Source organism: Lysinibacillus sp. RS10, assembly GCF_041956855.1.
In the GTDB taxonomy this organism is placed as follows: Bacteria; Bacillota; Bacilli; order Bacillales_A; family Planococcaceae; genus Lysinibacillus; species Lysinibacillus xylanilyticus_A.
In genome coordinates this window covers 5,129,856-5,156,215 of record NZ_CP167122.1, presented here as the reverse complement: position 1 = coordinate 5,156,215, position 26,360 = coordinate 5,129,856, and the positions used below count along the sequence as shown (strand labels likewise).

Sequence of the window (26,360 nt, the reverse complement as noted above, 5' to 3'; positions counted from 1 at the left end):
TTTCAGGAAACGATGGAACGTTCCCTAAAAACCAACATTATTTCATAAAGCCTTTGTAGTGACGTTTAACAAGTTGAGATTCTAGCTGTTTCATCGTTTCTAGCGCTACGCCGACCACGATAATTATACTAGTACCACCGATCTGCACTGTGGCAGGTAGATTCATAAAATTTGTGAATATAATCGGCATTACAGAAATAACAGTTAAGAAAATCGCACCGACAAATGTCAGACGATATAACACGCTTGTTAAATACGTTTGTGTGCTTTCACCAGGACGAATACCTGGAATGTAAGCACCTTGTTTTTTCAAGTTATCTGCCACATTTTCCGGATTCACTTGTACGAATGCATAGAAATATGTGAACGCGACGATCAATGCAACGTAAAGAATCATTCCAACAGGTTTTGTATAATCAAACGTGTTTTCAATGAATGTTGTTACGGCACTTTCACCAAAGAACGGAACTAACGTACGTGGTGTCATTAGAAACGCTGATGCAAAGATTACCGGAATAACCCCTGCAGCATTCACTTTTAACGGTAAATGCGTTTGTTGACCACCAGTTTGTTGGTTACGTCCAGTAACTCGTTTTGCATATTGAATTGGAATTTTACGTAGTGCTTGTTGCACGTAGATAACCCCAACAACAACTGCAAGCATAACTAAAACAAGTAATCCAAGAATCACTAGATTGATAAATAACTTATCACCAGCGCCCTCGATTTGCTGTGCATAGATTTGGTTGATACTTGTTGGTAATGCCGCAACGATACCTGCGAAAATTATAACAGAAATACCATTCCCAACGCCATGCGCAGTAATTTGTTCAGCAAGCCATACTAGGAATGCTGTACCCGCTGTCAATACAATAGAAATCGTAACGTAAGTTAAAACTCCTTCTTCTTTAATCAATGATCCACCATACATTTTATTAAAGCCAAATGACATCGCGAATGATTGGATAAAAGCAAGAACAATTGTAAAGTAACGAGTAAATTGAGCAAGTTTACGTCTTCCGACTTCACCTTGCTTTGCCCACTCAGCAAATTTCGGTACTACGTCCATTTGCAATAACTGAACAATGATTGAAGCAGTGATGTAAGGCATAATCCCCATCGCAAAGATAGAGAAGTTCTTTAAAGCACCACCGCCAAAAGTATTTAGGAAACCAACGAGATTGAACTCATCAGTTGCCTTTAATACATTAGCGTCAACGTTCGGTACTGGTACAAACGTACCAATACGGAAAACGATTAACATTAGAAGAGTGAAAATGATTTTATTTCGTATATCTCGAACACGCATAAAGTTAGAGATTGTCTGAAACATTAAATCACCTCAGTAGTTCCGCCGGCATTTTCAATTGCTTCTTTAGCCGAAGCTGAGAATTTATGAGCTTTTACTGTAAGCTTTTTATTAAGAGTTCCGTTTCCAAGAACTTTAATTCCAGCTTTTTCATTGCTCACTAAACCTGTTTCAAGTAATAATGCAGTTGTTACCTCTGCACCATCTTCAAAACGGTTTAATGTATCAAGATTAACGATCGCGTACTCTTTACGGTTAATGTTAGTAAAGCCGCGTTTCGGTAAACGACGGAATAAAGGGTTTTGACCACCTTCGAATCCTGGGCGTACACCGCCGCCAGAACGAGAGTTTTGACCTTTATGACCTCTACCTGCAGTTTTACCGTTACCAGAACCGATACCGCGACCTACGCGGTTACGTACTTTACGGGAACCTTCTGCTGGTTTTAACTCATGAAGTTTCATATTGGATGGCACCTCCTTGTTCGTTAATTAAAAATTAGTTTTCTTTTACAGTAACTAAGTGAGCTACTACATCAATCATACCGCGAGTTGCTGCATTATCAGCTTTCTCAACAGTTTGGTTTAATTTACGTAAACCTAATGCTTCAATAGTTTTACGTTGTGCTGGTTTAGAACCAATCACTGATTTTGTAAGGGTGATTTGTAATTTGTTAGCCATTATCTTTCCCCCCTTATCCTAATATTTCTTCCACTGATTTACCACGTAATTTCGCTACGTCCTCTACGCGTTTTAATTCAGTTAAACCTTGAATAGTTGCACGCACCATGTTAATTGGTGTGTTAGATCCAAGTGATTTTGAAAGAATATCAGTAATACCAGCAAGTTCTAGTACGGCACGTACTGGACCACCAGCGATAACCCCTGTACCAGGAGCAGCAGGTTTAATTAGGATTTCTCCTGCACCAAAGCGACCTTGCACTAAGTGTGGAGTTGTTCCACCTACGCGTGGCACTTCGATTAAGTTTTTCTTCGCATCTTCAACAGCTTTGCGGATAGCGTCTGGCACTTCTTGAGCTTTACCAGTACCGAAACCTACATGTCCGTTTTTATCGCCAACAACAACTAATGCTGTGAAGCGGAAGCGACGTCCACCTTTAACAACTTTAGCAACACGGTTAATAGTAACTACGCGTTCTTCAAGTTCTCCAAGTTTGTTTGCGTCAATTCGACTCATGAAATGTGTCCCTCCTTCTTATTAAAATTCTAAACCGTTCTCACGTGCAGCTTCAGCTAAAGCTTTTACACGTCCATGATATAAGTAACCACCACGGTCAAATACTACAGCAGTAATATTTTTTTCCGTAGCGCGTTTTGCGATTGTTTCACCGACTTTAGTTGCAGCATCAACATTGCTACCAGCACCTTCAAAACCATTTTCTTGAGAAGATGCGCTAACAAGTGTTACGCCTGCTACGTCATCGATAAGTTGCGCGTAAATGTTCTTGTTAGAACGGAATACGTTTAAGCGTGGACGCTCAGCAGTACCCGAAATTTTAGAACGTACACGTGCATGACGTTTTTTACGAACCTGATTTTTATCTTGTTTCGTAATCACAAGGGTCACTCCTTTCTAATGCTTAGACAGCATTATTTACCTGTTTTACCTTCTTTACGACGAACGTATTCGCCTTCGTAACGGATACCTTTACCTTTGTACGGCTCTGGTGGACGAACGTCACGGATGTTAGATGCAAGAGCGCCAACGCGTTCTTTGCTAATACCTTTAACGATGATCTTAGTGTTAGAAGGCACTTCTACTTCTAGACCATCTTCAGGTGTGAACTCAACTGGGTGAGAGTAACCTACGTTAAGAACAAGTTTTTTACCTTGTAATTGCGCACGGTAACCGACACCGATTAGTTCTAATGATTTTTCGAAACCTACAGAAACACCAGTAACCATGTTCGCTAAAAGCGCACGAGTTGTACCGTGGTTTGTGCGGTGTTCTTTTGAGTCAGAAGGACGAGATACAGTAATCGCGTTACCTTCTTGCTCAATTTTCATATCTTGGTGGAAAGAACGAACAAGTTCGCCTTTAGGACCTTTAACAGTAACAGTGTTTTCAGCTGCAACAGTAACAGTTACGTTAGCTGGTACCTCGATAATTTTTTTACCTACACGAGACATTTAGTTGCACCTCCATTCATTTATTGCTAATTACCAAACGTATGCTAGAACTTCGCCGCCAACTTGTTTAGCGCGAGCTTCTTTATCAGTTAATAGACCTTGTGAAGTTGACACTAAAGCGATACCAAGACCGTTCAGTACTTTAGGCACTTCATTTGTTTTAGCATATACTCGTAGACCAGGTTTAGAAATACGTTTTAAACCAGTGATAACACGCTCGTTATCTTTACCGTATTTTAAGAAGATACGGATAATACCTTGCTTGTTATCTTCTACGTATTCTACGTCACGTACGAAACCTTCGCGCTTTAAAATTTCAGCGATTTCTTTTTTCACGTTGGAAGCTGGTACTTCTAACTTCTCGTGACGAACCATGTTCGCATTACGAATGCGAGTAAGCATATCTGCAATCGGATCAGTCATTGTCATTACATTTACCTCCTTCCCAAATTAGGGGATTACCAGCTGGCTTTTTTCACGCCAGGAATTTGTCCCTTATATGCAAGTTCTCGGAAACAAATACGGCAAAGTTTGAATTTGCGATATACAGAGTGTGGACGGCCACAGCGTTCACAACGTGTATATTCTTGCACTTTAAACTTTTGCTTACGTTGTTGTTTAACGATCATAGATTTTTTAGCCACGTTTTCGCCCTCCTTGTTTAAATTACTTTTGGAACGGCATACCGAATTGTGTCAATAACTCGCGAGCTTCTTCGTCAGAGTTCGCTGTCGTTACGATCACGATGTCCATACCGCGTACTTTTGAAACTTTATCGTAATCGATTTCTGGGAAAATTAATTGCTCTTTAACACCTAAAGTGTAGTTACCGCGACCATCGAATGCTTTTTTAGAAACACCACGGAAGTCACGTACACGAGGTAGTGAAATTGAGATTAATTTGTCCAAGAATTCATACATACGCTCACCGCGTAATGTAACTTTAGCACCGATAGGCATACCTTCACGTAGACGGAAACCTGCGATCGATTTTTTCGCTTTAGTTACAACTGGTTTCTGACCAGTGATAATTGTTAATTCTTCTACAGCTGAATCTAATGCTTTTGAGTTTTGAACTGCATCACCAACACCCATGTTGATTACGATTTTCTCAACTTTCGGCAATTGCATAACTGATTCATATCCAAACTTGCTCATAAGAGCAGTTGAAACTTCATTTAAATATTTTTCTTTTAGGCGGCTCATGTTTGTACCTCCCTTCTTTTTATACTAGTTAGTCGATTACTGTACCTGATTTTTTTGCAACACGAACTTTTTTACCGTTTTCGATTTTATAACCTACACGAGTCGGCTCGCCAGATTTAGGATCGATTAGCATTACGTTCGAAACGTGAATTGCAGCTTCTTGGCTAACAATTCCACCTTGTGGATTCAATTGGTTAGGTTTTACGTGTTTTTTCACGATGTTCACACCTTCAACAAGAACGCGATCTTGTTTAGGGTAAGCAGCAAGGATTACGCCTTCTTTGCCTTTGTCCTTACCAGTGATTACCTTAACCTTGTCACCTTTTTTTACATGCATGCTGTCGCACCTCCTTGATTGGCACTATCATGAAATTAAAGAACTTCTGGAGCTAGAGAAACGATTTTCATGAAGTTGCTGTCACGTAATTCACGTGCAACAGGTCCGAAAATACGAGTTCCGCGTGGTGATTTATCATCACGAATAATTACACAAGCATTTTCATCAAATTTGATGTACGTACCATCTTTACGACGTACGCCTGATTTAGTACGAACGATAACAGCTTTAACAACGTCACCCTTCTTGACAACGCCACCTGGTGTTGCTTTCTTAACTGTACAAACAACGATATCACCGATGTTAGCAGTTTTACGGCCAGAGCCACCAAGCACTTTAATTGTAAGAACTTCACGTGCACCTGAGTTGTCAGCAACTTTCATACGACTTTCTTGTTGGATCACTTAGGTTACCTCCCTTCGGAAATTGGTTGTTCCGAAATAGTTATTAAATAATAACCGCTTTTTCTACAACTTCAACTAGACGGAATCGTTTAGTAGCTGATAGCGGGCGAGTTTCCATGATACGTACGATATCACCGATTTTCGCTGTGTTTAACTCATCATGAGCTTTAAACTTCTTAGAGTATTTTACACGTTTACCATAAAGCTTGTGCTTTTTGTGAGTTTCAACTAAAACAGAAATCGTTTTATCCATTTTATCTGAAACAACGCGGCCCGTGTAAACTTTGCGTTGATTACGCTCAGTCATACTTGAAAACCTCCTTTATCAGTTATTTGCACTGATTTCTCTTTCACGAATAACAGTTTTCATACGCGCGATTGCTTTACGCACTTCACGAATACGAGCTGTGTTTTCTAATTGACCAGTCGCCAATTGGAAGCGAAGGTTGAAAAGCTCTTCTTTCAGTGATTTCACTTTTAATTCGATCTCAGAAGTGGCAAGGTCACGGATTTCATTAGCTTTCATTAGATTCACCACCAGTTTCTTGACGTTTTACGATCTTACATTTTACAGGAAGCTTATGTGATGCTAAACGAAGTGCTTCACGTGCTATCTCTTCAGATACACCAGCGATTTCGAACATTACTTTTCCTGGTTTTACTACTGCTACCCAGCCTTCAGGAGAACCTTTACCAGAACCCATGCGGACCTCTAGAGGTTTTTTAGTGTAAGGCTTGTGCGGGAAGATTTTAATCCAAACTTTACCGCCACGTTTCATGTAACGAGTCATCGCGATACGGGCAGATTCGATTTGACGGTTAGTAATCCAGCTAGCTGTTTGAGCTTGTAAGCCCCATTCGCCGAAAGATACTTCTTTGCCGCCTTTCGCTTCGCCACGCATGTTTCCGCGGTGTTCACGACGGTATTTTACGCGTTTAGGCAATAACATATTATTTGCCTCCTTCCACAGATTTCTTCGTAGGAAGAACTTCACCACGGTAGATCCATACTTTAACGCCTAATTTACCGTAAGTAGTGTCAGCTTCTGCGTGTGCATAGTCGATGTCAGCACGTAGAGTATGAAGTGGAACAGTTCCTTCACTATAGTGTTCAGCACGCGCGATATCAGCGCCACCTAAACGACCAGATACTTGTGTTTTAATTCCTTTTGCACCAGCGCGGATTGTGCGTTGGATCGCTTGCTTTTGCGCACGACGGAATGATACACGGTTTTCTAATTGACGAGCGATGTTTTCAGCTACTAGACGAGCGTCAAGATCAGCACGTTTAATTTCGATAATGTTGATGTGTACACGTTTACCAGTTAACTCGCTAAGGTATTTACGAAGATTTTCAACTTCAGTACCACCTTTACCGATTACCATACCTGGTTTCGCAGTGTGAATTGTAATGTTTACACGGTTTGCAGCACGTTCGATTTCTACTTTAGAAACAGAAGCGTCTTTAAGAGCCGTTTCAATATATTTACGCACTTTGATGTCTTCGTGAAGTAGAGTTGCATAGTCTTTTTCAGCGTACCATTTTGACTCCCAGTCACGAATAATACCAACGCGCAGTCCTATTGGATGTACTTTTTGACCCACGGATTAGCCCTCCTTCTTCTCAGATACCACTAGAGTAATGTGGCTTGTGCGTTTGTTAATTGCGCTTGCACGTCCTTGTGCACGTGGACGGAAACGTTTTAATGTTGGACCTTCATCAACGAATACTTCAGAAACTACTAAAGAGTTGATGTCAAGATCATAGTTGTGCTCAGCGTTAGCAACTGCAGATTTTAATACTTTTTCAACGACTGGAGACGCCGCTTTTGGAGTATGACGTAAAATTGCAACTGCCTCACCAACTTGCTTGCCTCGGATTAAGTCGACAACTAGACGTACTTTACGAGGGGCAATGCGTACTGTGCGAGCGATAGCTTTAGCTTGTGTCATTAGGATTTACCTCCTCTCAAAATTAGCGTCTTGTTTTCTTGTCGTCTGCACCGTGACCTTTGTAAGTACGTGTCGGTGCGAACTCACCAAGTTTGTGGCCTACCATATCTTCTGTTACGTATACAGGAACATGTTTACGTCCATCATATACAGCAATCGTTAAACCGATGAAAGTCGGGAAGATTGTAGAACGGCGTGACCAAGTTTTAATAACTTGTTTTTTCTCAGAAGCCTCTTGCGCTTCCACTTTTTTCATTAAGTGGTCATCGACAAAAGGTCCTTTTTTCAAGCTGCGGCCCATGAAGGAACCTCCCTCCGTGATTCCACCACGGCTCTCACATAGAACCGTAGTTTAACCACTTTATTTTTTACGACTACGGATGATGAATTTATCCGATTTGTTTTTCTTCTTGCGAGTTTTGTAACCAAGTGCTGGTTTACCCCAAGGAGTCATTGGTGATTTACGTCCGATTGGAGAACGTCCTTCACCACCACCGTGTGGGTGATCGTTAGGGTTCATTACAGAACCACGAACTACTGGGCGTTTACCTAACCAACGGCTACGACCTGCTTTACCGATGTTTACAAGTTCGTGTTGTTCGTTACCAACTTGACCGATTGTAGCACGGCAAGTAGCTAGAATTAAACGTACTTCACCAGATTGAAGACGAACGATTACGTACTTATCTTCACGACCAAGTACTTGCGCAGAAGTACCAGCAGAACGTACTAATTGTCCACCTTTACCAGGTTTTAACTCGATGTTATGGATTGTAGTACCCATTGGAATGTTTGCTAATGGTAATGCGTTACCTGCTTTAATATCAGCATCTGGACCAGATACGATTGTTTGACCAACCTCTAGACCTTTTGGTGCTAAGATGTAAGCTTTTGCTCCATCAGCGTAATTAATTAATGCGATATTCGCAGAACGGTTTGGATCATATTCAATAGTAGCAACTTTTGCCGGAATGCCATCTTTAACACGTTTGAAATCGATAACACGGTATTGCTTCTTATGACCACCACCATGATGACGAACAGTGATTTTACCTTGGTTGTTACGACCAGCTTTGCGTTTAGTTGGTTCAAGCAATGATTTCTCAGGCTTGTTAGTTGTAATTTCCGCAAAGTCTAAAGACGTCATATTACGACGACCATTAGAGGTAGGTTTATACTTTTTAATCGCCATTGTGTTTTCCCTCCTTCTTAAGTGTTCAAATCATAAATCCTTTAAGGATTACATTTCGAATAATTCAATTTCTTTGCTGTCCGCAGTTAATTTAACAATCGCTTTACGACGTTTGTTAGTGTAACCACCGTAACGGCCAACGCGTTTGAATTTACCTTTGTAGTTAAGAACGTTTACTTTCTCAACTTCTACACCAAAGATTTCTTCTACAGCGTCTTTTACTTGAGTTTTGTTAGCGCGAGTGTCTACTTCGAAAGTATACTTTTTCTCTGCCATAAGTTCTGAAGAACGCTCAGTAATGACCGGACGTTTTAAAATATCACGTGCTTCCATTATCCAAGCACCTCCTCAACTTTTTCTACTGCAGATTTTGTGAATACAACTTTTTCATGACCTAATAGATCAAGAACATTGATTCCATTTGCAGTTAAAACTGTTACACCAGGGATGTTACGAGCAGATAATGCTACGTTTTCATCTAGGTCAGCAGTAACGAATAAAGATTTTTTCTCTAAAGAAAGATCTTTAAGGATTTTTGTGAATTCTTTTGTTTTTGGTGCTGCTAGTGTAAGAGCATCAAGAACTAAGAAGTTTTGTTCTACTACTTTAGCTGATAAAGCAGATTTAAGAGCTAAACGACGAACTTTTTTAGGTAATTTGTAAGAGTAGCTACGTGGAGTTGGACCGAATACGATACCACCGCCGCGCCATTGTGGAGAACGGATAGAACCTTGACGAGCACGACCAGTTCCTTTTTGACGCCATGGTTTACGACCACCACCAGCAACTTCAGAACGGTTTTTAACCTTATGATTACCTTGACGAAGAGAAGCGCGTTGTGCAACTACAGCGTCGAATAATACTGCTTCATTTGGCTCGATTCCGAAGATCGCTTCGTTTAACTCGATTTCACCAACTGAAGCACCTGTTTGACTAAGTACAGATACTTTTGTCATTCCTGTTTCCTCCTTTCTTGAAGTGATTAGTTAGCTTTAATTGCAGTTTTAACTGTAACTAGAGCTTTTTTAGAACCAGGAACATTACCTTTAACAAGTAGTAAGTTACGTTCCGCATCAACTTTCACGATTTCTAAGTTTTGGATTGTAACTACAGTGCCACCCATTTGACCAGGTAATTTCTTTTGTTTGAATACGCGGTTCGGAGCAACTGGACCCATTGAACCAGGACGACGGTGGTAACGAGAACCGTGGGCCATAGGACCACGAGATTGACCATGGCGTTTAATTACACCTTGGAAACCTTTACCTTTAGTAACGCCTGTTACATCAATTACATCGCCTTCTGCGAAAATTTCTACTTTGACTTCTTGACCAACTTCGTATTCTCCCACGTTCACGTTGCGGAATTCACGAATGAAGCGCTTAGGAGCAGTGTTCGCTTTTGCTACGTGACCTTGTTCTGGTTTGTTAGAAAGCTTAACGCGCTTGTCTTCGAAACCAACTTGGATCGCTTCGTAGCCGTCTGTATCAACAGTTTTCTTTTGAAGAACTACGTTTGGAGTAGCTTCAATAACTGTTACCGGGATTAAATCGCCGTTTTCAGCGAAAACTTGTGTCATACCAATTTTTCTACCTAAGATTCCTTTAGCCATTTGTCACACCTCCTGTAAGTTTTAAAAAGTTATATTTTTACCATTAAAGTTTGATTTCAATATCAACGCCAGATGGTAAATCAAGTTTCATTAACGCATCAACAGTTTGTGGTGTTGGGTTAACGATATCGATCAGACGTTTATGCGTACGCATTTCGAACTGTTCACGAGAATCTTTGTACTTGTGAACGGCACGAAGAATTGTGTACACAGACTTCTCAGTTGGAAGTGGAATCGGACCTGATACACTTGCACCTGAACGTTTTGCAGTTTCCACAATTTTCTCAGCAGACTGATCTAAAATACGGTGATCATACGCTTTTAAACGAATACGAATCTTTTGTTTTGCCATTATTTTCCCTCCTTCTCGCCTATTTTCTAGACATTCTCCACGAAAATTCTCCAACGCACCGCCATGGCAAAGCGGCCGGGTGTGTCGGCAACCTCTCGTTTCATCGCAGTCAAAGACCAACATTCAACATTATATACAATAAAAAAAGAATAAGCAAGTCTTTTCGCTAAATTCTTTTAAATGTTGCAGGTATTCGTACTACTTAATATTTCTCGCTTTTCTAAGCCGTTTATTAGTATATAAAATTTCTAAGCACATTGCAACACTTAAGGCTGTTATATCAACGTTTTCGAACATTTCAAACAATTGATCAATCCAAGAACGAGTTCACTAAATCGTTGGTGAACTCACTTCGAGAATGTAGTAGATGAAAATTACGCCCTTAGTTATGTCTTAATTAATAATCTATCATTTCTTTAACAATAAAAAAGCAGTCTCTAATAATTAGAAACCGCTCTTTCTATATCTTTACCTTCTATATCTTTATAAGAAGAACACACATGCAACCCAACCAAATATAATAAGTGGGATGTTAATAAATAAGAACGTTGGCACACACGTATCCCAAATGTGATTATGCTGTCCATCTACATTTAAACCTGCAGTTGGTCCAAGCGTCGAATCTGAAGCAGGAGAGCCGGCATCGCCTAAAGCACCCGCTGTACCTATTAGACAAATAATCGCCAAAGGACTCAATCCTAATCCTTGTGCAAGGGGTACGAATAAGGTCGCTATAATAGGTACTGTTGCGAACGAAGAACCGATCCCCATCGTTACGATTAAACCAATAACCAACATAATGAATACAGCTAGACTCTTATTCCCTTGAAGAAGTGCCAATGCGTTAGTAATTAAGCTATCTACTTGCCCTGTGGCGTTAATAACAGATGCAAACCCATTTGCAGCGATCATAACAAAACCAATAAAGGCCATCATTTTCATTCCCTCAGAAAGGATCTCATCTGCTTCTTTCCATTTAAGTGCACCTGTAAAATACATAATCATAATCCCCGCAAAAGCACCAACAATCATCGAATCGGTATAAATTTGCGCACATAATGACACGATTAAAGCCGCAGCCGTTGAAAAAATAACATACTTACTAACATTAACATTTAAAGACTCTGTTTCAACATCATTATTTTGATATTGTCGAGGTTTTCGATAAACAAAAAATGCTATACCTAATCCAATTAGCATCCCTAGAACAGGTATAGCCATCGCTACCGGTACATCACGTGAAGATACCTCCATACCAGCTTCAGATACTTGTGTAGAAACGATATCTTGGAAAATAGCTCCGAAGCCAGCTGGGACGAAACTATATGTTCCTATTAATCCAACAGCAATTAATGTTGCAATAATTCGTCGGTCAATCTCTAGTATATTTAAAACCTTTAAGATTGGAGGAATCAGTAATGGAATAAAAGCTATATGAATTGGAATTAAATTTTGTGAGAAAATTGACATCATAAAGATGAGTAAAAAGATTAAGACCTTTACTAAACCTTTTCGATTACTTGAACCGTTTTTATTTAATATCTTTAAAATCCCTGCAATCATTAATTCAGGAATCCCCGTTTTTGAAATGGCAATAGCAAAACCACCAAGCAACCCATAACTTAAAGCAATCGTTGCACCTGCTCCTAATCCCTCTGTAAATGATTGAACAGTTGCTTCTATCCCCATGCCACTCGCTAAGCCTCCTACAAAGGCCCCCAATACAAGAGAAAGAACAACATTGATACGGAGCATGCTCAATATTAACATGACAGCTACCGCCACTATTACTGCGTTCATTTTAACACTTCACTTTCACACACTAGACTACTAACACATTAAACTTTAATCGTCTACTAATTGAAAGTCAAGATATTTTTATACCCCTATAATATTTTTTCAAATATAAACGACGCAAAAAAAACAGTATGATCTTAAATAATCATACTGCTTTTAGATTTCTTCCTATTATAGTGATTCGCGAATGACTTTTTTATAATATCCAATAGAAAGTACAGCGAAGATAGCATATAACGCTATATAGCAGCTCATAGCAATCCATAATGGGGTTGTTAACTCAGATCCAAAGAAGAACCATCCCGACTTAACAGCAAAGTAACTATGGAGTAACCCTATTATTAATGGAACACCGAAGTTAAAGGCTTGTTTCATATATATACCTTTCATAATATCTTTTTCAGCGAAGCCAATCTTTCTTAATATCGTATAAGAAGCTCGTTCCTCTTCAGCCTCAGACATTTGTTTAAAGTATAAAATACTACCTGTTGTCATTAAAAATGCTAAAGCTAAAAATGCCGTTGTAAAAATTGTTATGCCTAATGTTTCAATATTTTCTTGACGCTCACCTTCATAAGATGTTTGCGTAAATTTCATTGTTGTTCCGCCTTCGCTATCTCTAACAGATATAACATCCGAACCTATTGTTTGTTTATACAATTTCTCAGCTAACTCTATATCGCTTTTCGACTTTAACATAATGGTAGTTTGTTTATGAAATTGGAAAAGATCAGATTTTGTAGCAAGCTTTTCAAATACTTCATCTGATACTACAAAAATAGGTCCTCCTGGCCCACCAGTCACAATTCCACTAATAATACTTTCCTTTTGAATATCTACAACATGGAATGTTTCTTCAAGCTCTCCCGCAGATACTACAATATCACGGTCTTTCTCTAACTTGAACATCGCTTCCATATACCCACCATAGTTTGTTAAGATGGCTTCATTACCAGATACTGATGCCTCAGGAACTCTTTGTTGATAATCAGAAAGTGGAATTGTATAAATAGTCCCTTCCATATTATAAAAAGGATTACCTTCTTGTTGATCTTCTTCTGGTATTAATTGTCCAACTGCCGCTGTTACACCCTGTAATCGGTAGTCTATTTTATTATAATCAATATTATTTTCTTCTAGCTTTTTAAAAAAATCATGATCATTATCTTCAAGCAATATATAGTCGCCAGGTACACTACTATATGCATGTGCTTCTGATGAATAATACGAAATATATGCTAATGTGGCAATCCCGAGTGATACACCCGTTAAAACAGTAATGAGCGTTAATGATTTTGCATTACTTTTCATACGATGCATAATTGGTGTTAATGCGAGTACATCATGTACAGATAAATGCCCATTTTTCTTTAGGCGAACTGAATTCATAATAAATGCTACGGAAAAACGGAATACAAGAAAGGTTCCACCAATGGTAGAAGCTAAAATAATGATCATATTTAGAAATAAATTTCCTGAATTGTCAATATCGAATAACTTTGTTGATGCATAGTAGCCATATACAATTAACACAAGACCTAAAAAACCGATGACCATTTGTAGTGGACTAAATCGTTTTACACGCTCATCTGCTTGTTTAGCAGCTGTAAATAGTGACAGAAGTGATACACGATGAATCATCCAAGCCATTTGCACAAGTACAATTACTAGTAGAATGGCAAATACTGCAACGGATTGTTGAAATGCTTGCGTACTAAATGTCATCGTCACAAGTGCCTCTTTTTCTAGTACGCGCAGTAAAATCATTGCAAATAAGCGTGAGCTAAAGAACCCTGCAAGCATACCTAAAACGACCGCGCCTACAAATAATAGGATACTTTCTACCGCCAATAAGCGTACGATAAGCCCCTTTGTCATCCCTATCAGCTGATACAAGCCTATTTCCTTACTGCGACGCTTCATAAATAAATGGTTTGCATAAAGTACGAAAAACAAAATAATAAAGTACAACATATATGTTGCTGCTTCAAAGCCTGCTGTGGCTGTACCGCTCTCCTGTACAGTAGCTAGCACGTTAGGGTTATTTTGCAATGTCACAAAGGAAAAATATAAAGTAACGCTAAAAATAAGTGCGAAGAAATATAAATAATAGTGCTTCATATTTTTCTTCATGCTGCGTAACACGAGTTTACTAAGACTCATAACCGTCACCACCTAGCACACTTTGCGTATGCATGATCTCTTGGAAAAATGCCTGTCTCGTTTTATCCCCTTTATATAGCTCACTATAAATGAATCCATCTTTTAAAAACAAAACACGTGTACAAAAGCTTGCTGCCACCGCATCATGCGTAACCATCATAATCGTTGCTTTTTTTGTCTCATTAATACTTTGTAAGTTTTTTAAAAGTGCAGTAGCTGATTTTGAATCAAGTGCGCCTGTAGGTTCATCAGCAAATACAAGCGATGGATTTGTAATAAGTGCACGAGCTGCCGATGTACGTTGCTTTTGGCCACCTGATATTTCGTTTGGGTATTTGTTTAAAATCTCGGTAATACCTAATAAATGTGTAAGCTCCTTTAAACGACTCTCCGCAACAGCCTTCGGTAGTTTACTAATGGCTAATGGGAGTAGAATATTTTCTTTCACCGTCAATGTATCTAATAAATTATAATCCTGGAATATAAACCCTAATTGCTCACGGCGGAAATTAGCCAGCGCCTTCTCCTTCATACCACGTAGGTTTTGACCGTTTATTTCAATAACACCTTCTGTTGCAAAGTCAATCGAACACAAAACGTTTAAAAGTGTTGTTTTTCCTGAGCCTGATGGTCCCATAATGCCGACAAATTCACCTTTATTCACTTCTAAATCAATGCCCTTTAAAACCTCTTGAGCTGTTGATTTTTTTCCATATACTTTTTTCACTTTACGACCAATTAAAACTGCCACTTGTAAACGCCCCTTTCTATAGTTCAAGTGTATCCTGTCTGCTCCGTCAATTCGTGCGTTTTACATGACAATATAAAAAGGTAGGTGACAATTTCGTCATCTACCTGTTAGTTTGACATATTCATTTTGTAATGGAAAACGTAAGGTAAATATTGAGCCTTCATCTACAGTTGATTGTACACTAATACGAACACCTATTTTCTGAGCCACGTTATGCGCTAAATACAAACCCATGCCTGTGGACTGCGCAGATTCTCTCCCAGCTGTTCCAGTATACGACTTTTGAAAAATTCGAGGCAAATCCTCCTTACAAATACCAATGCCTGCATCTTTTATATGTAATAAAGTGGCGCCCTTCGGATCTACCTCCGTAAATATTAATACTTCGGAATTTGCAGGACTATATTTAATGGCATTGGATAAAATTTGTCGCACGATAAAAGCTAGCCATTTACCATCCGTCATCACAGTCTCCGTTAACTCATCCACATCAAAACCGATGCCTTTTTCAATACACCATGCTTGCATAGCTCTTATTTCCTTATAGACAACCGTTCTGAGCTCGATCTCTGCCATATAATTATCTTTTTCAATTGAAGAAAAACGTGTTTGATGTAGCTGCTGATCGACCAATAAATGTAGCCTTAACCACTCAGCCTCTAATTTACGACGTAATGTCAAATCTTCAACACGGTCTAACATTAAATTAATCGAAGTTAATGGTGCTTTTACTTCATGAACCCAGGCCAAGAGCTCATCTGTATATTCCTGTAGCTGTACTTTTGCTTGATTTAACTCCGTATCCTTATCGTAAAAGACATCTTCAATCTTTGTAAAATATGCAGCTTGAAAAGGTGATAACGCTAAGTTTCTACTGTGTGCGTCATCAAGTTGGCTGTCCACATTTCCCAGGAAATCCTTCAACTGCCCTACTTCAACTACATATCGCCATATAAAAAAGACTATGAAACTAACAAGCAAGCAAACATTCACATACCAAATTGAAACGCCAACTAACCCAGCATCTAAAGTAAATAAAACGTTAAGAATGACAATAATAAATACAAAAAAGCCTATCCATGCAAGGCGTTCTTTTAAAAATAAAAGTAGCATTTTCACTCACGTCCCTGCGTTACTGCCATATAACCCAGTCCCTTTTTTGTTAAAATAACATCCTGTAAACCGATATCCTCGAGCTTTGCACGTAATCTATTTACGTTTACAGATAAGGTATTATCATTAACAAAACGCTCATCGTCCCATAACTTTCTCATTAAATCATCCCTAGAAACAATTTGATCAGACTTCTCCACTAAAATACGTAAAATAAAAAGCTCATTTTTAGTTAAGGAAACAAGCTGTCCTTCATACATAATTTCACTTCGTGCATAGTCAATAACTGTCCCATTAAATCGTGTAACATCCAACGACTCTTCTACATAATCATATGTACGGCGTAAAATGGCCTGTACCTTTGCAAGTAATACATCCATATTGAAGGGTTTCTGTACGAAATCATCAGCGCCCATTTGCATTGCCATCACCATATCCATTGGGTGATCCCTTGACGATAGAAAGAGAATTGGCACCTTTGAGATATGCCGAATTTCGCGACACCAATGAAAGCCATCATAGGCTGGTAGCTGAATGTCAATCAATACAAGCTGCGGCTTTTCCTCAATAAAATCATCCATCACTTTTCGGAAATCTTTAGGACCAATAACTTGAAGAGTCCATTGTGCAAAACGCGTCTGAATCATTTCAAAAATTGATGGATCATCTTCGATCAACAATATTTTCATCTCCACTTGCAATTTCTCCTTCCATGAAGTGTTTTATGTACTAAATATGCTCAGCATCATAACGTGAGGTTGATTTCCGCTCCGGCTGGGCGCTTTGTTGCTGACGCTTCGCTTTCGCACAGATAAAACATTTGTTGCTGACGCTTCGCTTTCGCACAGAGCAAAGCTTCCTTGGGGCGTCAAATGAGCCCCAAGGAGTCGCCCAGCCTTTACTCCAATCAACCTTATATATGACATGCGTTTTTAACAAATAGTTATCCTAACTTTTTGAAGATGAACTATTTAAACGGTTGGTAGAAATTAAAAGGGATGCGATTCTACACTCTACATGCTACACTGGTTTAATTTTAATCTCTGGCACTAGCTTTTATCGCTAGCAGTTCGTAAAAAAGATCACTATTTCTGCTTACTTGGTATTTCACCTATTATGTATACATAAAATAATCTAATTCAAATAAGATTATCAAATGTTCTTTACTTATTTTAACATAAAAAACCAATCTGTAAGCGTCCCTACAGATTGGTTTTGAAAAATTAGCTTGCGCTAAAATTATTTTTGGATAGAAGCAACTACGCCAGCGCCTACAGTACGGCCACCCTCACGGATAGAGAATTTAGTACCTTCTTCAAGAGCGATTGGAGCGATAAGTTCTACTGTCATTTCGATGTTATCGCCAGGCATTACCATTTCAACGCCTTCTGGTAAGTTACAGATACCTGTTACGTCAGTTGTACGGAAGTAGAACTGAGGACGGTAGTTAGAGAAGAATGGAGTATGACGGCCACCCTCTTCTTTTGATAAAACGTAAACTTCAGCTTTGAAGTTAGTGTGTGGAGTGATTGAACCTGGTTTAGCTAATACTTGACCACGTTGGATATCTTCACGAGCTACACCACGAAGTAAAGCACCGATGTTGTCACCAGCTTCAGCATAGTCTAATAATTTACGGAACATTTCTACACCAGTTACAGTAGTAGATTTAGCTTCTTCAGCGATACCGATGATTTCAACTACGTCACCAACTTTAACTTGACCACGTTCAACACGGCCAGTTGCAACTGTACCACGACCAGTGATTGAGAATACGTCCTCGATTGGCATCATGAATGGTTTGTCAGTTTGACGTTCTGGAGTTGGGATGTAAGCATCTACAGCGTCCATTAATTCAACGATTTTTTCTTCCCATTCTGCTTCGCCTTCAAGAGCTTTAAGAGCAGAACCTTTGATTACAGGAAGATCGTCACCTGGGAAGTCATATTCAGATAGTAGGTCACGGATTTCCATTTCTACTAATTCTAATAATTCTTCGTCGTCAACCATATCACATTTGTTCATGAATACTACTAAGTATGGAACACCTACTTGACGAGATAAAAGGATGTGTTCACGAGTTTGTGGCATTGGACCATCAGCAGCAGATACTACTAAGATACCACCGTCCATTTGTGCAGCACCAGTGATCATGTTTTTAACATAGTCAGCGTGTCCTGGGCAGTCAACGTGTGCATAGTGACGAGTAGCTGTTTCGTATTCTACGTGTGAAGTATTGATTGTGATACCACGCTCTTTTTCTTCTGGAGCGTTATCGATGTCAGCGTAAGATTTAGCTGTACCACCCATTTTTTTAGAAAGAACTGTAGCGATTGCAGCAGTTAAAGTAGTTTTACCATGGTCAACGTGTCCGATTGTACCAATGTTAGCATGCGTTTTTGAACGGTCAAATTTTTCTTTAGCCATTAGAGATTGCCTCCTCAAAATTATATGTTTATATTTTTTTGTAATTATAGAATGCTTGCTGATGGTGAACGGGCCCATCCACCATCCCACAATCATAGCTTACAAATTAGTTATACTTTATGCAAGATGAAATTTCAATTATTCACCTTTATTTTTTTTGATGATTTCTGCAGCGATTGATTTTGGTACTTCTTCATAATGATCGAATGTCATTGAGAATACACCACGTCCTTGCGTTGCAGAACGAAGAGTTGTTGCGTAACCAAACATTTCCGATAAAGGAACCATTGAACGAACAACTTGAGAGTTACCGCGAGCATCCATACCCTCAACGCGTCCGCGACGAGAAGTAATGTTACCCATGATATCACCAAGGTATTCTTCTGGAATTACAACTTCAACTTTCATCATTGGTTCTAAAATAACTGCATCACATTGTTTCGCAGCTTCTTTAAGAGCCATAGATGCAGCAATTTTGAACGCCATCTCATTCGAGTCAACGTCATGGTAAGAACCGAATACTAATTTCGCTTTAATGTCGATTAGTGGGTAACCAGCTACTACACCGCGATCAAGAGAGTCACGAAGACCCGCTTCTACTGCAGGAATGTACTCACGAGGTACTACACCACCAACGATAGCGTTTTCGAATTCAAAGCCTTTACCTTCTTCATTTGGAGAGAACTCAATCGTTACGTCACCGTATTGTCCACGACCACCAGATTGGCGAGTGAATTTACCTTGAACTTTTGCAGAGCCACGGAATGTTTCACGGTAAGATACCATTGGAGCACCTACGTTAGCTTCTACTTTAAATTCACGGCGCATACGGTCAACTAAGATATCAAGGTGAAGCTCACCCATACCTGAGATGATTGTTTGGCCAGTTTCTGTGTCAGTGTGAGCACGGAAAGTTGGATCCTCTTCTTGAAGTTTTTGTAAAGCTTGACCCATTTTATCTTGGTCAGCTTTTGATTTTGGTTCTACAGAAAGAGAAATTACTGGCTCAGGGAACTCCATTGATTCAAGAATAACTAGGTTTTTCTCGTCACATAGAGTATCACCAGTAGTAGTATCTTTAAGACCTACTGCTGCTGCGATGTCCCCAGCGAATACTTTAGAAATCTCTTCACGAGAGTTAGCGTGCATTTGTAGGATACGACCTACACGCTCACGTTTACCTTTAGAAGAGTTTTGTACGTATGAACCTGAATCTAATGTTCCAGAGTACACACGGAAGAAAGTTAATTTACCTACGAATGGGTCAGTCATAACTTTGAATGCAAGAGCTGAGAATGGCTCTTCATCAGAAGATTTACGTTCTAACTCTTCGTCACCATCAACTGAAGTACCTTTGATTGCTGGTACATCAACTGGAGATGGTAAGTAATCGATAACTGCATTTAACATTGGGCGTACGCCTTTGTGTTTGAATGCTGTACCACAGATTACTGGGTAGAATTCTACTGCGATCGTAGCACGACGGATAGCCGCTTTAAGTTCAGCAACAGTAATTTCTTCGCCTTCTAAATATTTTTCCATGATTTCTTCATCAACACTTGCAACAGCGTCGATTAATTTTTCACGGTATTCTTCAGCTTGTGCGCGGTATTCTTCAGGAATTTCACCTTCAGTTACTGCTGTACCTTTTTCGTCGCCGTAGAAAGTAGCTTTCATTTCAACTAAGTCGATGATTGCTGAGAACTCATCTTCAGCTCCGATAGGTAATTGAACAGGGTGAGCGTTTGCTTGTAAACGATCATGTAGAGTTCCTACAGAATATAAGAAATCTGCTCCTGTTTTATCCATTTTGTTAATGAATACAATACGTGGAACACCGTATGTTGTAGCTTGACGCCATACAGTTTCAGTTTGAGGCTCAACACCAGATTGAGCATCTAGTACTGTTACAGCACCGTCAAGTACGCGTAATGAACGTTCTACTTCTACAGTGAAGTCTACGTGTCCAGGAGTATCGATGATGTTTACACGGTGGCCTGCCCATTGTGCTGTTGTTGCAGCAGAAGTGATTGTAATACCACGTTCTTGCTCTTGCTCCATCCAGTCCATTTGAGAAGCGCCTTCATGAGTTTCACCGATTTTGTGAATCTTACCAGTGTAATAAAGGATACGCTCAGTTGTTGTTGTTTTACCAGCATCAATGTGAGCCATGATCCCAATATTACGAGTATTCTCAAGTGAGAATTCGCGTTTCATAGGAAATTTCTCCTTCCATATTGGGGTAAAGACTGTATAAAAGACCTTGTGTTAGCCAATTAGCTAACACATAGGTTAAATTACCAACGGTAGTGAGCGAATGCTTTGTTCGCTTCTGCCATTTTGTGCATATCTTCACGTTTCTTAACTGATGCACCAGTGTTGTTTGAAGCATCTAGGATTTCGTTAGCTAAACGCTCTTCCATAGTTTTTTCACCACGAAGACGAGAATAGTTAACTAGGTAACGAAGACCTAAAGTTGTACGACGTTCTGGACGTACTTCAACTGGTACTTGGTAGTTAGAACCACCAACACGGCGAGCACGTACTTCAAGAACTGGCATTACGTTGTTTAGAGCAGCTTCGAATACTTCGATTGGATTTTCACCAGAACGTTCTTTAACTAGTTCGAACGCACCGTATAAAATCTTTTGAGAAGTACCTCTTTTACCATCAACCATCATTTTATTGATTAAACGAGTTACTAGTTTTGAATTATAAATTGGATCTGGTAACACGTCACGTTTGGAAACAGGACCTTTACGAGGCATGTGTTTTCCTCCTTTCGAATAGTTATCGATTTATTTTATAAAGTTGCCTTATCGTAGTTGTTATTATATTTCAAATCTGCTAGCAAGATTTGAAATATGTCACACCTACATGAGGCTCTTATTAAGAAACACTATATAGTGTTATATTATTTTTTTTCTTTAGGGCGTTTTGTTCCGTATTTAGAACGTGATTGTAAACGACCGTTTACACCAGCTGTATCAAGAGCTCCACGTACGATATGGTAACGAACACCCGCTAAGTCTTTTACGCGTCCGCCACGGATAAGAACAACACTGTGCTCTTGTAAGTTGTGGCCTTCACCTGGGATATAAGCTGTAACCTCAATTTGGTTAGTTAAACGAACACGAGCGTATTTACGTAACGCTGAGTTTGGTTTACGAGGTGTCATTGTACCTACACGAGTACAAACACCACGTTTTTGTGGAGATTTAACATCAGTTAAAGATTTTTTAAATGAGTTATATCCTTTGTTTAACGCTGGTGATTTTGATTTCGTGCTTTTAGATTGACGAGGCTTACGTACTAATTGGTTAATTGTAGGCATCGGTATTTCCTCCCTTCATTTATTCCTTGTTAATACCACACATCCAGGTGGTTCATTTTTTGGGTAAAAACAAAGTCTTTGTGTTTTATACACAAAAACTACTCTACAGCAATAGCAACAACCGCTGCTCCAACGTGGATTCCACAGGCCTTGCCCAGTTCCCTTTTGGACTCAACAAGAATAACTGGCACACCGATTTCTCTCGCGAAAGTAATGGCCAAATCGGTTACCCAATTGTCTGCATCAAGTGCCACAAAAAGTTCTTTCACTGAACCATCGCGCATTGCTTTTACTGCTTGCTTTGTACCTATGATTGTTCGACTATCCCTTACTCTATCATAAGACATTTTCATATCCTCCAAAGTACAGAACAGTTAACTATCAACCTTCAATATATTATCATTACCAATTTCGACTGTCAACTAATATCTTTAAAAAGCCCGAAGAGATGATGAAAATACATCTCTCCGGCATTTATTTAATGATTATTCAGCAGAAATTAGCTCATCTGTGTCAAGCTCATCTTTTTCGATACGGATTTGACGATAACGTTGCATACCAGTACCTGCAGGAACAAGTTTACCGATAATTACGTTCTCTTTTAATCCTAGAAGCTCATCACGTTTACCTTTAATGGCTGCATCTGTCAACACGCGTGTTGTTTCTTGGAAGGATGCAGCAGATAAGAATGATTCTGTTTCAAGAGAAGCTTTTGTAATACCAAGAATTACAGGGCGACAAGTTGCAGGGTTTTTGCCATTTAACACAGCATCTGCATTTGCTTCTGAGAATTGGTGGATATCTAGTAATGAGCCTGGTAATAATTCTGTATCTCCAGCTTCAATTACACGTACTTTACGAAGCATCTGGCGAACCATTACCTCGATATGTTTGTCTCCAATTTCTACCCCTTGCATACGGTATACTTTTTGTACTTCTTTTAGTAAATATTCTTGAACTGTCAAAACGTCTTTAACTTTTAACAATTGTTTTGGATCGATAGAACCTTCTGTTAATACTTGACCACGTTCTACAAAGTCGCCTTCTTGTACTTTCAGACGAGCATTGTAAGGTGCTGGGTATTTACGAGTTTCTACGTCACCTTGAATTGTAATTTCTTTTAGACCTTCACGGATTTCAGTGATATCCGAAACAGTACCAGCGATTTCTGAAATAACAGATTGACCTTTTGGATTACGTGATTCGAAGATCTCTTGGATACGTGGAAGACCTTGTGTAATATCGTCACCGGCAACCCCACCAGTATGGAATGTACGCATTGTTAACTGTGTACCTGGTTCACCGATTGATTGAGCCGCAATAATACCAACTGCTTCCCCAACTTCAACCTCTTCACCTGTTGCCAAGTTCATGCCGTAACATTTTTTACATACACCATGTTTTGTATTACATGTGAATGCTGAACGGATTGTTAATTCCTCGATACCAACCTCGATAATTGAACGTGCGATATCTTGGTCGATTAAACCGTCTCTTTCTAAAATAACTTCACCTGTTTCCGGATGTACGATTGTTTTCTTCGTATGACGACCGATAATACGTTCATCTAACGCTTCAATTAGCTCTGTACCTTCCATTAACGCACCAATTGTTAAACCACGGTCAGTTCCACAGTCATCCTCACGAACGATAACATCTTGTGCTACGTCAACAAGACGACGTGTTAAGTAACCTGAATCGGCAGTTTTTAGGGCCGTATCGGCAAGACCTTTACGAGCACCGTGAGTTGAGATGAAGTACTCTAATACCGTTAAACCTTCACGGAATGAAGATTTAATTGGAAGTTCGATGATACGACCAGCCGGGTTGGCCATCAGACCACGCATACCAGCTAACTGTGTAAAGTTAGATGCGTTACCACGGGCACCTGAGTCAGACATCATGAAAATTGGGTTTGTTTTTTCAAGTGACTTCATCAGTTTCGCTTGAATTTCATCTTTTGCAGCACTCCAGCTTGAGATAACACGATCATAACGCTCTTCTTCCGTGATGAAACCACGACGGAATTGCGCTTGAACTTTATCTACTTTTTCTTGAGCTTCTGCTAAAATTTCACCTTTATCTGGTAATACGACGATGTCAGACACACCTACAGTAATACCAGCGCGTGTTGAGTATTTAAATCCTAGGTTTTTCATACGGTCAAGCATTTTAGATGTTTCAGTAATGTGGAAACGTTTAAACACTTCAGCAATGATATTTCCTAAGAATTTCTTACGGAACGGGTTAACAACTGGTACTGATGCAAAGTGTTTGCGTAATACAGCTGTACGTTGTGCATCAACTTTGCCTTTTTCATCAAGTGCATTATAGGCCGCATCTGCTTCAAGTTCTTTTAACGTTTCTTCATCAATTGTTAAATTAACAAAGTATTTGTCTGGTGTTTCTTGCTCTAAGTTGAAATCAGTTGGCTCGTTAATATATGGGAATGATTTCGGCAAGATTTCGTTAAAGATTACTTTACCAACAGTCGTTAATAGGAACATATTATTTTGTTCTTCAGTAAATGTTGGGTTATTTAATGAAGCTGCTTTAATTGCAATACGAGTATGCAAATGAACATGACCTGTATCATATGCAATTAGTACTTCATTTGGTCCATAGAAAATTGCCCCTTCACCACGAGCATCCTCGCGTTCAAGTGTTAAGTAATAGTTACCTAGTACCATATCTTGAGATGGTGTTACAACTGGTTTACCATCTTTCGGGTTCAGGATATTTTGTGCCGCAAGCATTAGAAGACGGGCTTCAGCTTGTGCTTCAGCTGATAATGGTACGTGAACCGCCATTTGGTCACCATCGAAGTCAGCGTTATAAGCTGTACATACTAACGGGTGAAGACGAATAGCACGACCTTCAACTAATGTTGGTTCAAAGGCCTGAATACCAAGACGGTGAAGCGTTGGTGCACGGTTAAGTAATACCGGATGCTCACGAATTACATCTTCTAAAACGTCCCATACGTCGTTGTTTAAACGCTCGATTTTACGTTTAGCAGATTTAATATTATGCGCAAGACCACGTTCTACTAACTCTTTCATCACGAAAGGCTTGAACAGCTCAATTGCCATTTCTTTCGGTAGACCACATTGGTACATTTTTAAGTTTGGACCTACTACGATAACCGAACGACCAGAGTAGTCAACACGTTTACCAAGTAAGTTTTGACGGAAACGACCTTGTTTACCTTTCAGCATATGTGAAAGTGATTTTAATGGACGGTTACCTGGACCTGTTACTGGACGACCACGACGACCGTTATCAATTAATGCATCAACAGCTTCTTGTAACATACGTTTTTCGTTTTGAACGATGATACTTGGAGCACCAAGGTCTAGTAAACGTTTTAAACGGTTATTACGGTTGATTACACGACGATATAAATCGTTTAAGTCAGAAGTTGCGAAACGGCCACCATCTAATTGCACCATCGGACGAAGCTCTGGTGGAATAACTGGTAGTACATCTAAAATCATCCATTCAGGAGAGTTACCTGAGTTACGGAATGATTCAACAACTTCAAGACGTTTAATTGCACGTGTACGACGTTGACCTTGTGCTGTTTTTAACTCTTCTTTTAAAGATTGAGTTTCATCTTCAAGATCAATTTTGCCTAATAATTTTTTAATTGCTTCAGCACCCATAGATGCTTCGAATGTGTTGCCGAATTTTTCGCGATATGCACGGTACTCTTTTTCAGAAAGTAGTTGTTTACTTTCTAAGTTTGTAGCACCTGGCTCGATTACAACGTAAGAAGCAAAGTAAATTACTTCTTCTAGTGCACGTGGGGACATATCTAAAATAAGACCCATACGGCTAGGAATACCTTTGAAGTACCAGATATGAGATACTGGTGCTGCTAATTCGATGTGGCCCATACGTTCACGACGAACTTTAGCGCGTGTTACTTCCACTCCACAACGATCACAAACTACGCCTTTATAACGTACACGTTTGTATTTACCACAATGACACTCCCAGTCCTTAGTTGGACCGAAAATACGCTCACAGAATAAACCATCTTTTTCTGGTTTTAAAGTACGGTAGTTGATTGTTTCAGGTTTTTTAACTTCACCGTATGACCAAGAACGGATCTTGTCAGGAGAAGCTAAACCAATTTTCATATATTCAAATTCATTAACGTCTATCAAGGAGCCTACCTCCCTCTAGTATAGGTCTTTATAAAGACTCTTTTACGCAGCTCGATAATCGTTTGCAAAGAAATGCCTCTTTAACAA

The 26,360-nt window shown here is 39.4% G+C and carries 33 protein-coding genes; all 33 read right to left on the bottom strand.

The features are described from left to right. Positions 1-37: 37 nt before the first annotated feature. The 33 genes from secY to rpoC all read right to left on the bottom strand — a co-directional run bounded on the left by secY (position 38) and on the right by rpoC (position 26,273). Positions 38-1,333, bottom strand: a complete 1,296-nt coding sequence (gene secY, locus ACB089_RS25705) for a preprotein translocase subunit SecY (RefSeq protein WP_368637320.1) — start codon at positions 1,331-1,333, stop codon at positions 38-40. Beyond that, positions 1,333-1,773 carry a 50S ribosomal protein L15 gene (gene rplO / locus ACB089_RS25700; RefSeq protein ID WP_010860592.1) on the bottom strand — a complete coding sequence of 147 codons (441 nt, stop codon included), beginning with the start codon at positions 1,771-1,773 and terminating at the stop codon, positions 1,333-1,335. Before rplO ends, secY begins: the two co-directional genes overlap by 1 nt. Before the next feature lie 34 nt (positions 1,774-1,807). Continuing rightward, complete coding sequence (rpmD, locus tag ACB089_RS25695) at positions 1,808-1,990, bottom strand: 50S ribosomal protein L30 (RefSeq protein WP_068986537.1); 183 nt, start codon at positions 1,988-1,990, stop codon at positions 1,808-1,810. A 13-nt stretch (positions 1,991-2,003) separates the two neighbouring features. After that, positions 2,004-2,507, bottom strand: coding sequence for a 30S ribosomal protein S5 (gene rpsE, locus ACB089_RS25690; protein ID WP_068986538.1), 504 nt, complete (start codon positions 2,505-2,507; stop codon positions 2,004-2,006). A gap of 21 nt (positions 2,508-2,528) precedes the next feature. Beyond that, positions 2,529-2,888, bottom strand: coding sequence for a 50S ribosomal protein L18 (gene rplR, locus ACB089_RS25685; protein WP_083227117.1), 360 nt, complete (start codon positions 2,886-2,888; stop codon positions 2,529-2,531). 32 nt (positions 2,889-2,920) lie between these two features. Further along, the gene (rplF, locus tag ACB089_RS25680; protein ID WP_374964551.1) at positions 2,921-3,460 is read right to left on the bottom strand and encodes a 50S ribosomal protein L6; all 540 of its coding nucleotides are present in this window, start codon (positions 3,458-3,460) and stop codon (positions 2,921-2,923) included. Positions 3,461-3,490: 30 nt separating this feature from the next. Further along, on the bottom strand, positions 3,491-3,889 hold the full coding sequence (rpsH, locus tag ACB089_RS25675) for a 30S ribosomal protein S8 (RefSeq protein WP_008181717.1): 399 nt from the start codon (positions 3,887-3,889) through the stop codon (positions 3,491-3,493). A 29-nt stretch (positions 3,890-3,918) separates the two neighbouring features. Next, on the bottom strand, positions 3,919-4,104 hold the full coding sequence (locus ACB089_RS25670; protein WP_004233656.1) for a type Z 30S ribosomal protein S14: 186 nt from the start codon (positions 4,102-4,104) through the stop codon (positions 3,919-3,921). Positions 4,105-4,126: 22 nt separating this feature from the next. Beyond that, positions 4,127-4,666: a 50S ribosomal protein L5 gene (gene rplE / locus ACB089_RS25665; RefSeq protein WP_068986541.1), complete on the bottom strand. Its 540-nt coding sequence runs from the start codon at positions 4,664-4,666 to the stop codon at positions 4,127-4,129. Positions 4,667-4,694: 28 nt separating this feature from the next. Next, positions 4,695-5,003 carry a 50S ribosomal protein L24 gene (gene rplX, locus ACB089_RS25660; RefSeq protein ID WP_374964549.1) on the bottom strand — a complete coding sequence of 103 codons (309 nt, stop codon included), beginning with the start codon at positions 5,001-5,003 and terminating at the stop codon, positions 4,695-4,697. Positions 5,004-5,038: 35 nt separating this feature from the next. Further along, on the bottom strand, positions 5,039-5,407 hold the full coding sequence (gene rplN, locus ACB089_RS25655; RefSeq protein ID WP_004233650.1) for a 50S ribosomal protein L14: 369 nt from the start codon (positions 5,405-5,407) through the stop codon (positions 5,039-5,041). Between the two features lie 43 nt (positions 5,408-5,450). Continuing rightward, entirely contained in the window at positions 5,451-5,714 is a 264-nt protein-coding gene (gene rpsQ / locus ACB089_RS25650; protein ID WP_053482810.1) for a 30S ribosomal protein S17, read from the bottom strand. Positions 5,715-5,732: 18 nt separating this feature from the next. Continuing rightward, positions 5,733-5,933 (bottom strand): 50S ribosomal protein L29, encoded by a 201-nt coding sequence (gene rpmC, locus ACB089_RS25645; RefSeq protein WP_004233646.1) that lies wholly within the window; start codon positions 5,931-5,933, stop codon positions 5,733-5,735. After that, positions 5,923-6,357: a 50S ribosomal protein L16 gene (gene rplP / locus ACB089_RS25640; RefSeq protein WP_010860599.1), complete on the bottom strand. Its 435-nt coding sequence runs from the start codon at positions 6,355-6,357 to the stop codon at positions 5,923-5,925. The genes rpmC and rplP overlap by 11 nt, the downstream gene beginning before the upstream one ends. A gap of 1 nt (position 6,358) precedes the next feature. Next, positions 6,359-7,012, bottom strand: coding sequence for a 30S ribosomal protein S3 (gene rpsC / locus ACB089_RS25635; protein WP_025116438.1), 654 nt, complete (start codon positions 7,010-7,012; stop codon positions 6,359-6,361). Positions 7,013-7,015: 3 nt separating this feature from the next. Continuing rightward, the gene (gene rplV, locus ACB089_RS25630; protein ID WP_004233639.1) at positions 7,016-7,360 is read right to left on the bottom strand and encodes a 50S ribosomal protein L22; all 345 of its coding nucleotides are present in this window, start codon (positions 7,358-7,360) and stop codon (positions 7,016-7,018) included. Positions 7,361-7,382: 22 nt separating this feature from the next. Continuing rightward, positions 7,383-7,661 (bottom strand): 30S ribosomal protein S19, encoded by a 279-nt coding sequence (rpsS, locus tag ACB089_RS25625; protein ID WP_010860601.1) that lies wholly within the window; start codon positions 7,659-7,661, stop codon positions 7,383-7,385. 60 nt (positions 7,662-7,721) lie between these two features. Continuing rightward, positions 7,722-8,552, bottom strand: coding sequence for a 50S ribosomal protein L2 (rplB, locus tag ACB089_RS25620; RefSeq protein ID WP_368637316.1), 831 nt, complete (start codon positions 8,550-8,552; stop codon positions 7,722-7,724). Positions 8,553-8,600: 48 nt separating this feature from the next. Then, complete coding sequence (rplW, locus tag ACB089_RS25615; protein WP_068986543.1) at positions 8,601-8,885, bottom strand: 50S ribosomal protein L23; 285 nt, start codon at positions 8,883-8,885, stop codon at positions 8,601-8,603. After that, entirely contained in the window at positions 8,885-9,508 is a 624-nt protein-coding gene (gene rplD / locus ACB089_RS25610; protein WP_139859731.1) for a 50S ribosomal protein L4, read from the bottom strand. Before rplD ends, rplW begins: the two co-directional genes overlap by 1 nt. A gap of 26 nt (positions 9,509-9,534) precedes the next feature. Then, a complete protein-coding gene (gene rplC, locus ACB089_RS25605; protein WP_368637315.1) occupies positions 9,535-10,164 on the bottom strand; it encodes a 50S ribosomal protein L3 in 630 nt (209 codons plus the stop codon). Positions 10,165-10,207: 43 nt separating this feature from the next. Next, positions 10,208-10,516 carry a 30S ribosomal protein S10 gene (rpsJ, locus tag ACB089_RS25600; protein ID WP_004233624.1) on the bottom strand — a complete coding sequence of 103 codons (309 nt, stop codon included), beginning with the start codon at positions 10,514-10,516 and terminating at the stop codon, positions 10,208-10,210. Between the two features lie 483 nt (positions 10,517-10,999). Beyond that, entirely contained in the window at positions 11,000-12,316 is a 1,317-nt protein-coding gene (locus tag ACB089_RS25595; RefSeq protein WP_374964545.1) for a Na+/H+ antiporter family protein, read from the bottom strand. 168 nt (positions 12,317-12,484) lie between these two features. Further along, on the bottom strand, positions 12,485-14,476 hold the full coding sequence (locus ACB089_RS25590) for an FtsX-like permease family protein (RefSeq protein WP_374964544.1): 1,992 nt from the start codon (positions 14,474-14,476) through the stop codon (positions 12,485-12,487). Next, on the bottom strand, positions 14,466-15,227 hold the full coding sequence (locus ACB089_RS25585) for an ABC transporter ATP-binding protein (protein ID WP_374964542.1): 762 nt from the start codon (positions 15,225-15,227) through the stop codon (positions 14,466-14,468). The genes ACB089_RS25590 and ACB089_RS25585 overlap by 11 nt, the downstream gene beginning before the upstream one ends. Positions 15,228-15,323: 96 nt before the next feature. Next, a complete protein-coding gene (locus tag ACB089_RS25580) occupies positions 15,324-16,340 on the bottom strand; it encodes a sensor histidine kinase (protein WP_374964540.1) in 1,017 nt (338 codons plus the stop codon). A gap of 2 nt (positions 16,341-16,342) precedes the next feature. Then, positions 16,343-17,029, bottom strand: coding sequence for a response regulator transcription factor (locus tag ACB089_RS25575; protein ID WP_368637337.1), 687 nt, complete (start codon positions 17,027-17,029; stop codon positions 16,343-16,345). A 550-nt stretch (positions 17,030-17,579) separates the two neighbouring features. Next, on the bottom strand, positions 17,580-18,767 hold the full coding sequence (tuf, locus tag ACB089_RS25570; RefSeq protein WP_374964539.1) for an elongation factor Tu: 1,188 nt from the start codon (positions 18,765-18,767) through the stop codon (positions 17,580-17,582). A 138-nt stretch (positions 18,768-18,905) separates the two neighbouring features. Continuing rightward, positions 18,906-20,984 (bottom strand): elongation factor G, encoded by a 2,079-nt coding sequence (gene fusA / locus ACB089_RS25565; protein WP_374964537.1) that lies wholly within the window; start codon positions 20,982-20,984, stop codon positions 18,906-18,908. Between the two features lie 80 nt (positions 20,985-21,064). Further along, positions 21,065-21,535 carry a 30S ribosomal protein S7 gene (gene rpsG / locus ACB089_RS25560; protein WP_024364378.1) on the bottom strand — a complete coding sequence of 157 codons (471 nt, stop codon included), beginning with the start codon at positions 21,533-21,535 and terminating at the stop codon, positions 21,065-21,067. A gap of 146 nt (positions 21,536-21,681) precedes the next feature. Continuing rightward, positions 21,682-22,101 (bottom strand): 30S ribosomal protein S12, encoded by a 420-nt coding sequence (rpsL, locus tag ACB089_RS25555; RefSeq protein WP_008181595.1) that lies wholly within the window; start codon positions 22,099-22,101, stop codon positions 21,682-21,684. Between the two features lie 98 nt (positions 22,102-22,199). After that, a complete protein-coding gene (locus tag ACB089_RS25550; RefSeq protein ID WP_374964536.1) occupies positions 22,200-22,448 on the bottom strand; it encodes a ribosomal L7Ae/L30e/S12e/Gadd45 family protein in 249 nt (82 codons plus the stop codon). Positions 22,449-22,586: 138 nt separating this feature from the next. After that, positions 22,587-26,273 (bottom strand): DNA-directed RNA polymerase subunit beta', encoded by a 3,687-nt coding sequence (gene rpoC / locus ACB089_RS25545; RefSeq protein ID WP_374964535.1) that lies wholly within the window; start codon positions 26,271-26,273, stop codon positions 22,587-22,589. Positions 26,274-26,360: the final 87 nt, after the last annotated feature.

Coding starts and splice junctions, on each gene's coding strand:
- secY (WP_368637320.1), bottom strand. CDS start 1,333: ATGTTTCAGACAATCTCTAACTTTATGCGTGTTCGAGATATACGAAAT.
- ACB089_RS25550 (WP_374964536.1), bottom strand. CDS start 22,448: ATGTCTTATGATAGAGTAAGGGATAGTCGAACAATCATAGGTACAAAG.
- rplC (WP_368637315.1), bottom strand. CDS start 10,164: ATGGCTAAAGGAATCTTAGGTAGAAAAATTGGTATGACACAAGTTTTC.
- rpsE (WP_068986538.1), bottom strand. CDS start 2,507: ATGAGTCGAATTGACGCAAACAAACTTGGAGAACTTGAAGAACGCGTA.
- rplP (WP_010860599.1), bottom strand. CDS start 6,357: ATGTTATTGCCTAAACGCGTAAAATACCGTCGTGAACACCGCGGAAAC.
- ACB089_RS25580 (WP_374964540.1), bottom strand. CDS start 16,340: ATGCTACTTTTATTTTTAAAAGAACGCCTTGCATGGATAGGCTTTTTT.
- tuf (WP_374964539.1), bottom strand. CDS start 18,767: ATGGCTAAAGAAAAATTTGACCGTTCAAAAACGCATGCTAACATTGGT.
- rplV (WP_004233639.1), bottom strand. CDS start 7,360: ATGACACAAGCTAAAGCTATCGCTCGCACAGTACGCATTGCCCCTCGT.
- rplX (WP_374964549.1), bottom strand. CDS start 5,003: ATGCATGTAAAAAAAGGTGACAAGGTTAAGGTAATCACTGGTAAGGAC.
- ACB089_RS25590 (WP_374964544.1), bottom strand. CDS start 14,476: ATGAGTCTTAGTAAACTCGTGTTACGCAGCATGAAGAAAAATATGAAG.
- rpmD (WP_068986537.1), bottom strand. CDS start 1,990: ATGGCTAACAAATTACAAATCACCCTTACAAAATCAGTGATTGGTTCT.
- ACB089_RS25595 (WP_374964545.1), bottom strand. CDS start 12,316: ATGAACGCAGTAATAGTGGCGGTAGCTGTCATGTTAATATTGAGCATG.
- rpsQ (WP_053482810.1), bottom strand. CDS start 5,714: ATGACTGAGCGTAATCAACGCAAAGTTTACACGGGCCGCGTTGTTTCA.
- rplB (WP_368637316.1), bottom strand. CDS start 8,552: ATGGCGATTAAAAAGTATAAACCTACCTCTAATGGTCGTCGTAATATG.
- rplW (WP_068986543.1), bottom strand. CDS start 8,885: ATGGAAGCACGTGATATTTTAAAACGTCCGGTCATTACTGAGCGTTCT.
- rpsS (WP_010860601.1), bottom strand. CDS start 7,661: ATGGGCCGCAGCTTGAAAAAAGGACCTTTTGTCGATGACCACTTAATG.
- rpsH (WP_008181717.1), bottom strand. CDS start 3,889: ATGACAATGACTGATCCGATTGCAGATATGCTTACTCGCATTCGTAAT.
- rpsJ (WP_004233624.1), bottom strand. CDS start 10,516: ATGGCAAAACAAAAGATTCGTATTCGTTTAAAAGCGTATGATCACCGT.
- rpsL (WP_008181595.1), bottom strand. CDS start 22,101: ATGCCTACAATTAACCAATTAGTACGTAAGCCTCGTCAATCTAAAAGC.
- rplE (WP_068986541.1), bottom strand. CDS start 4,666: ATGAGCCGCCTAAAAGAAAAATATTTAAATGAAGTTTCAACTGCTCTT.
- rplO (WP_010860592.1), bottom strand. CDS start 1,773: ATGAAACTTCATGAGTTAAAACCAGCAGAAGGTTCCCGTAAAGTACGT.
- rpsG (WP_024364378.1), bottom strand. CDS start 21,535: ATGCCTCGTAAAGGTCCTGTTTCCAAACGTGACGTGTTACCAGATCCA.
- ACB089_RS25575 (WP_368637337.1), bottom strand. CDS start 17,029: ATGAAAATATTGTTGATCGAAGATGATCCATCAATTTTTGAAATGATT.
- rpmC (WP_004233646.1), bottom strand. CDS start 5,933: ATGAAAGCTAATGAAATCCGTGACCTTGCCACTTCTGAGATCGAATTA.
- rplF (WP_374964551.1), bottom strand. CDS start 3,460: ATGTCTCGTGTAGGTAAAAAAATTATCGAGGTACCAGCTAACGTAACT.
- rplD (WP_139859731.1), bottom strand. CDS start 9,508: ATGACAAAAGTATCTGTACTTAGTCAAACAGGTGCTTCAGTTGGTGAA.
- fusA (WP_374964537.1), bottom strand. CDS start 20,984: ATGAAACGCGAATTCTCACTTGAGAATACTCGTAATATTGGGATCATG.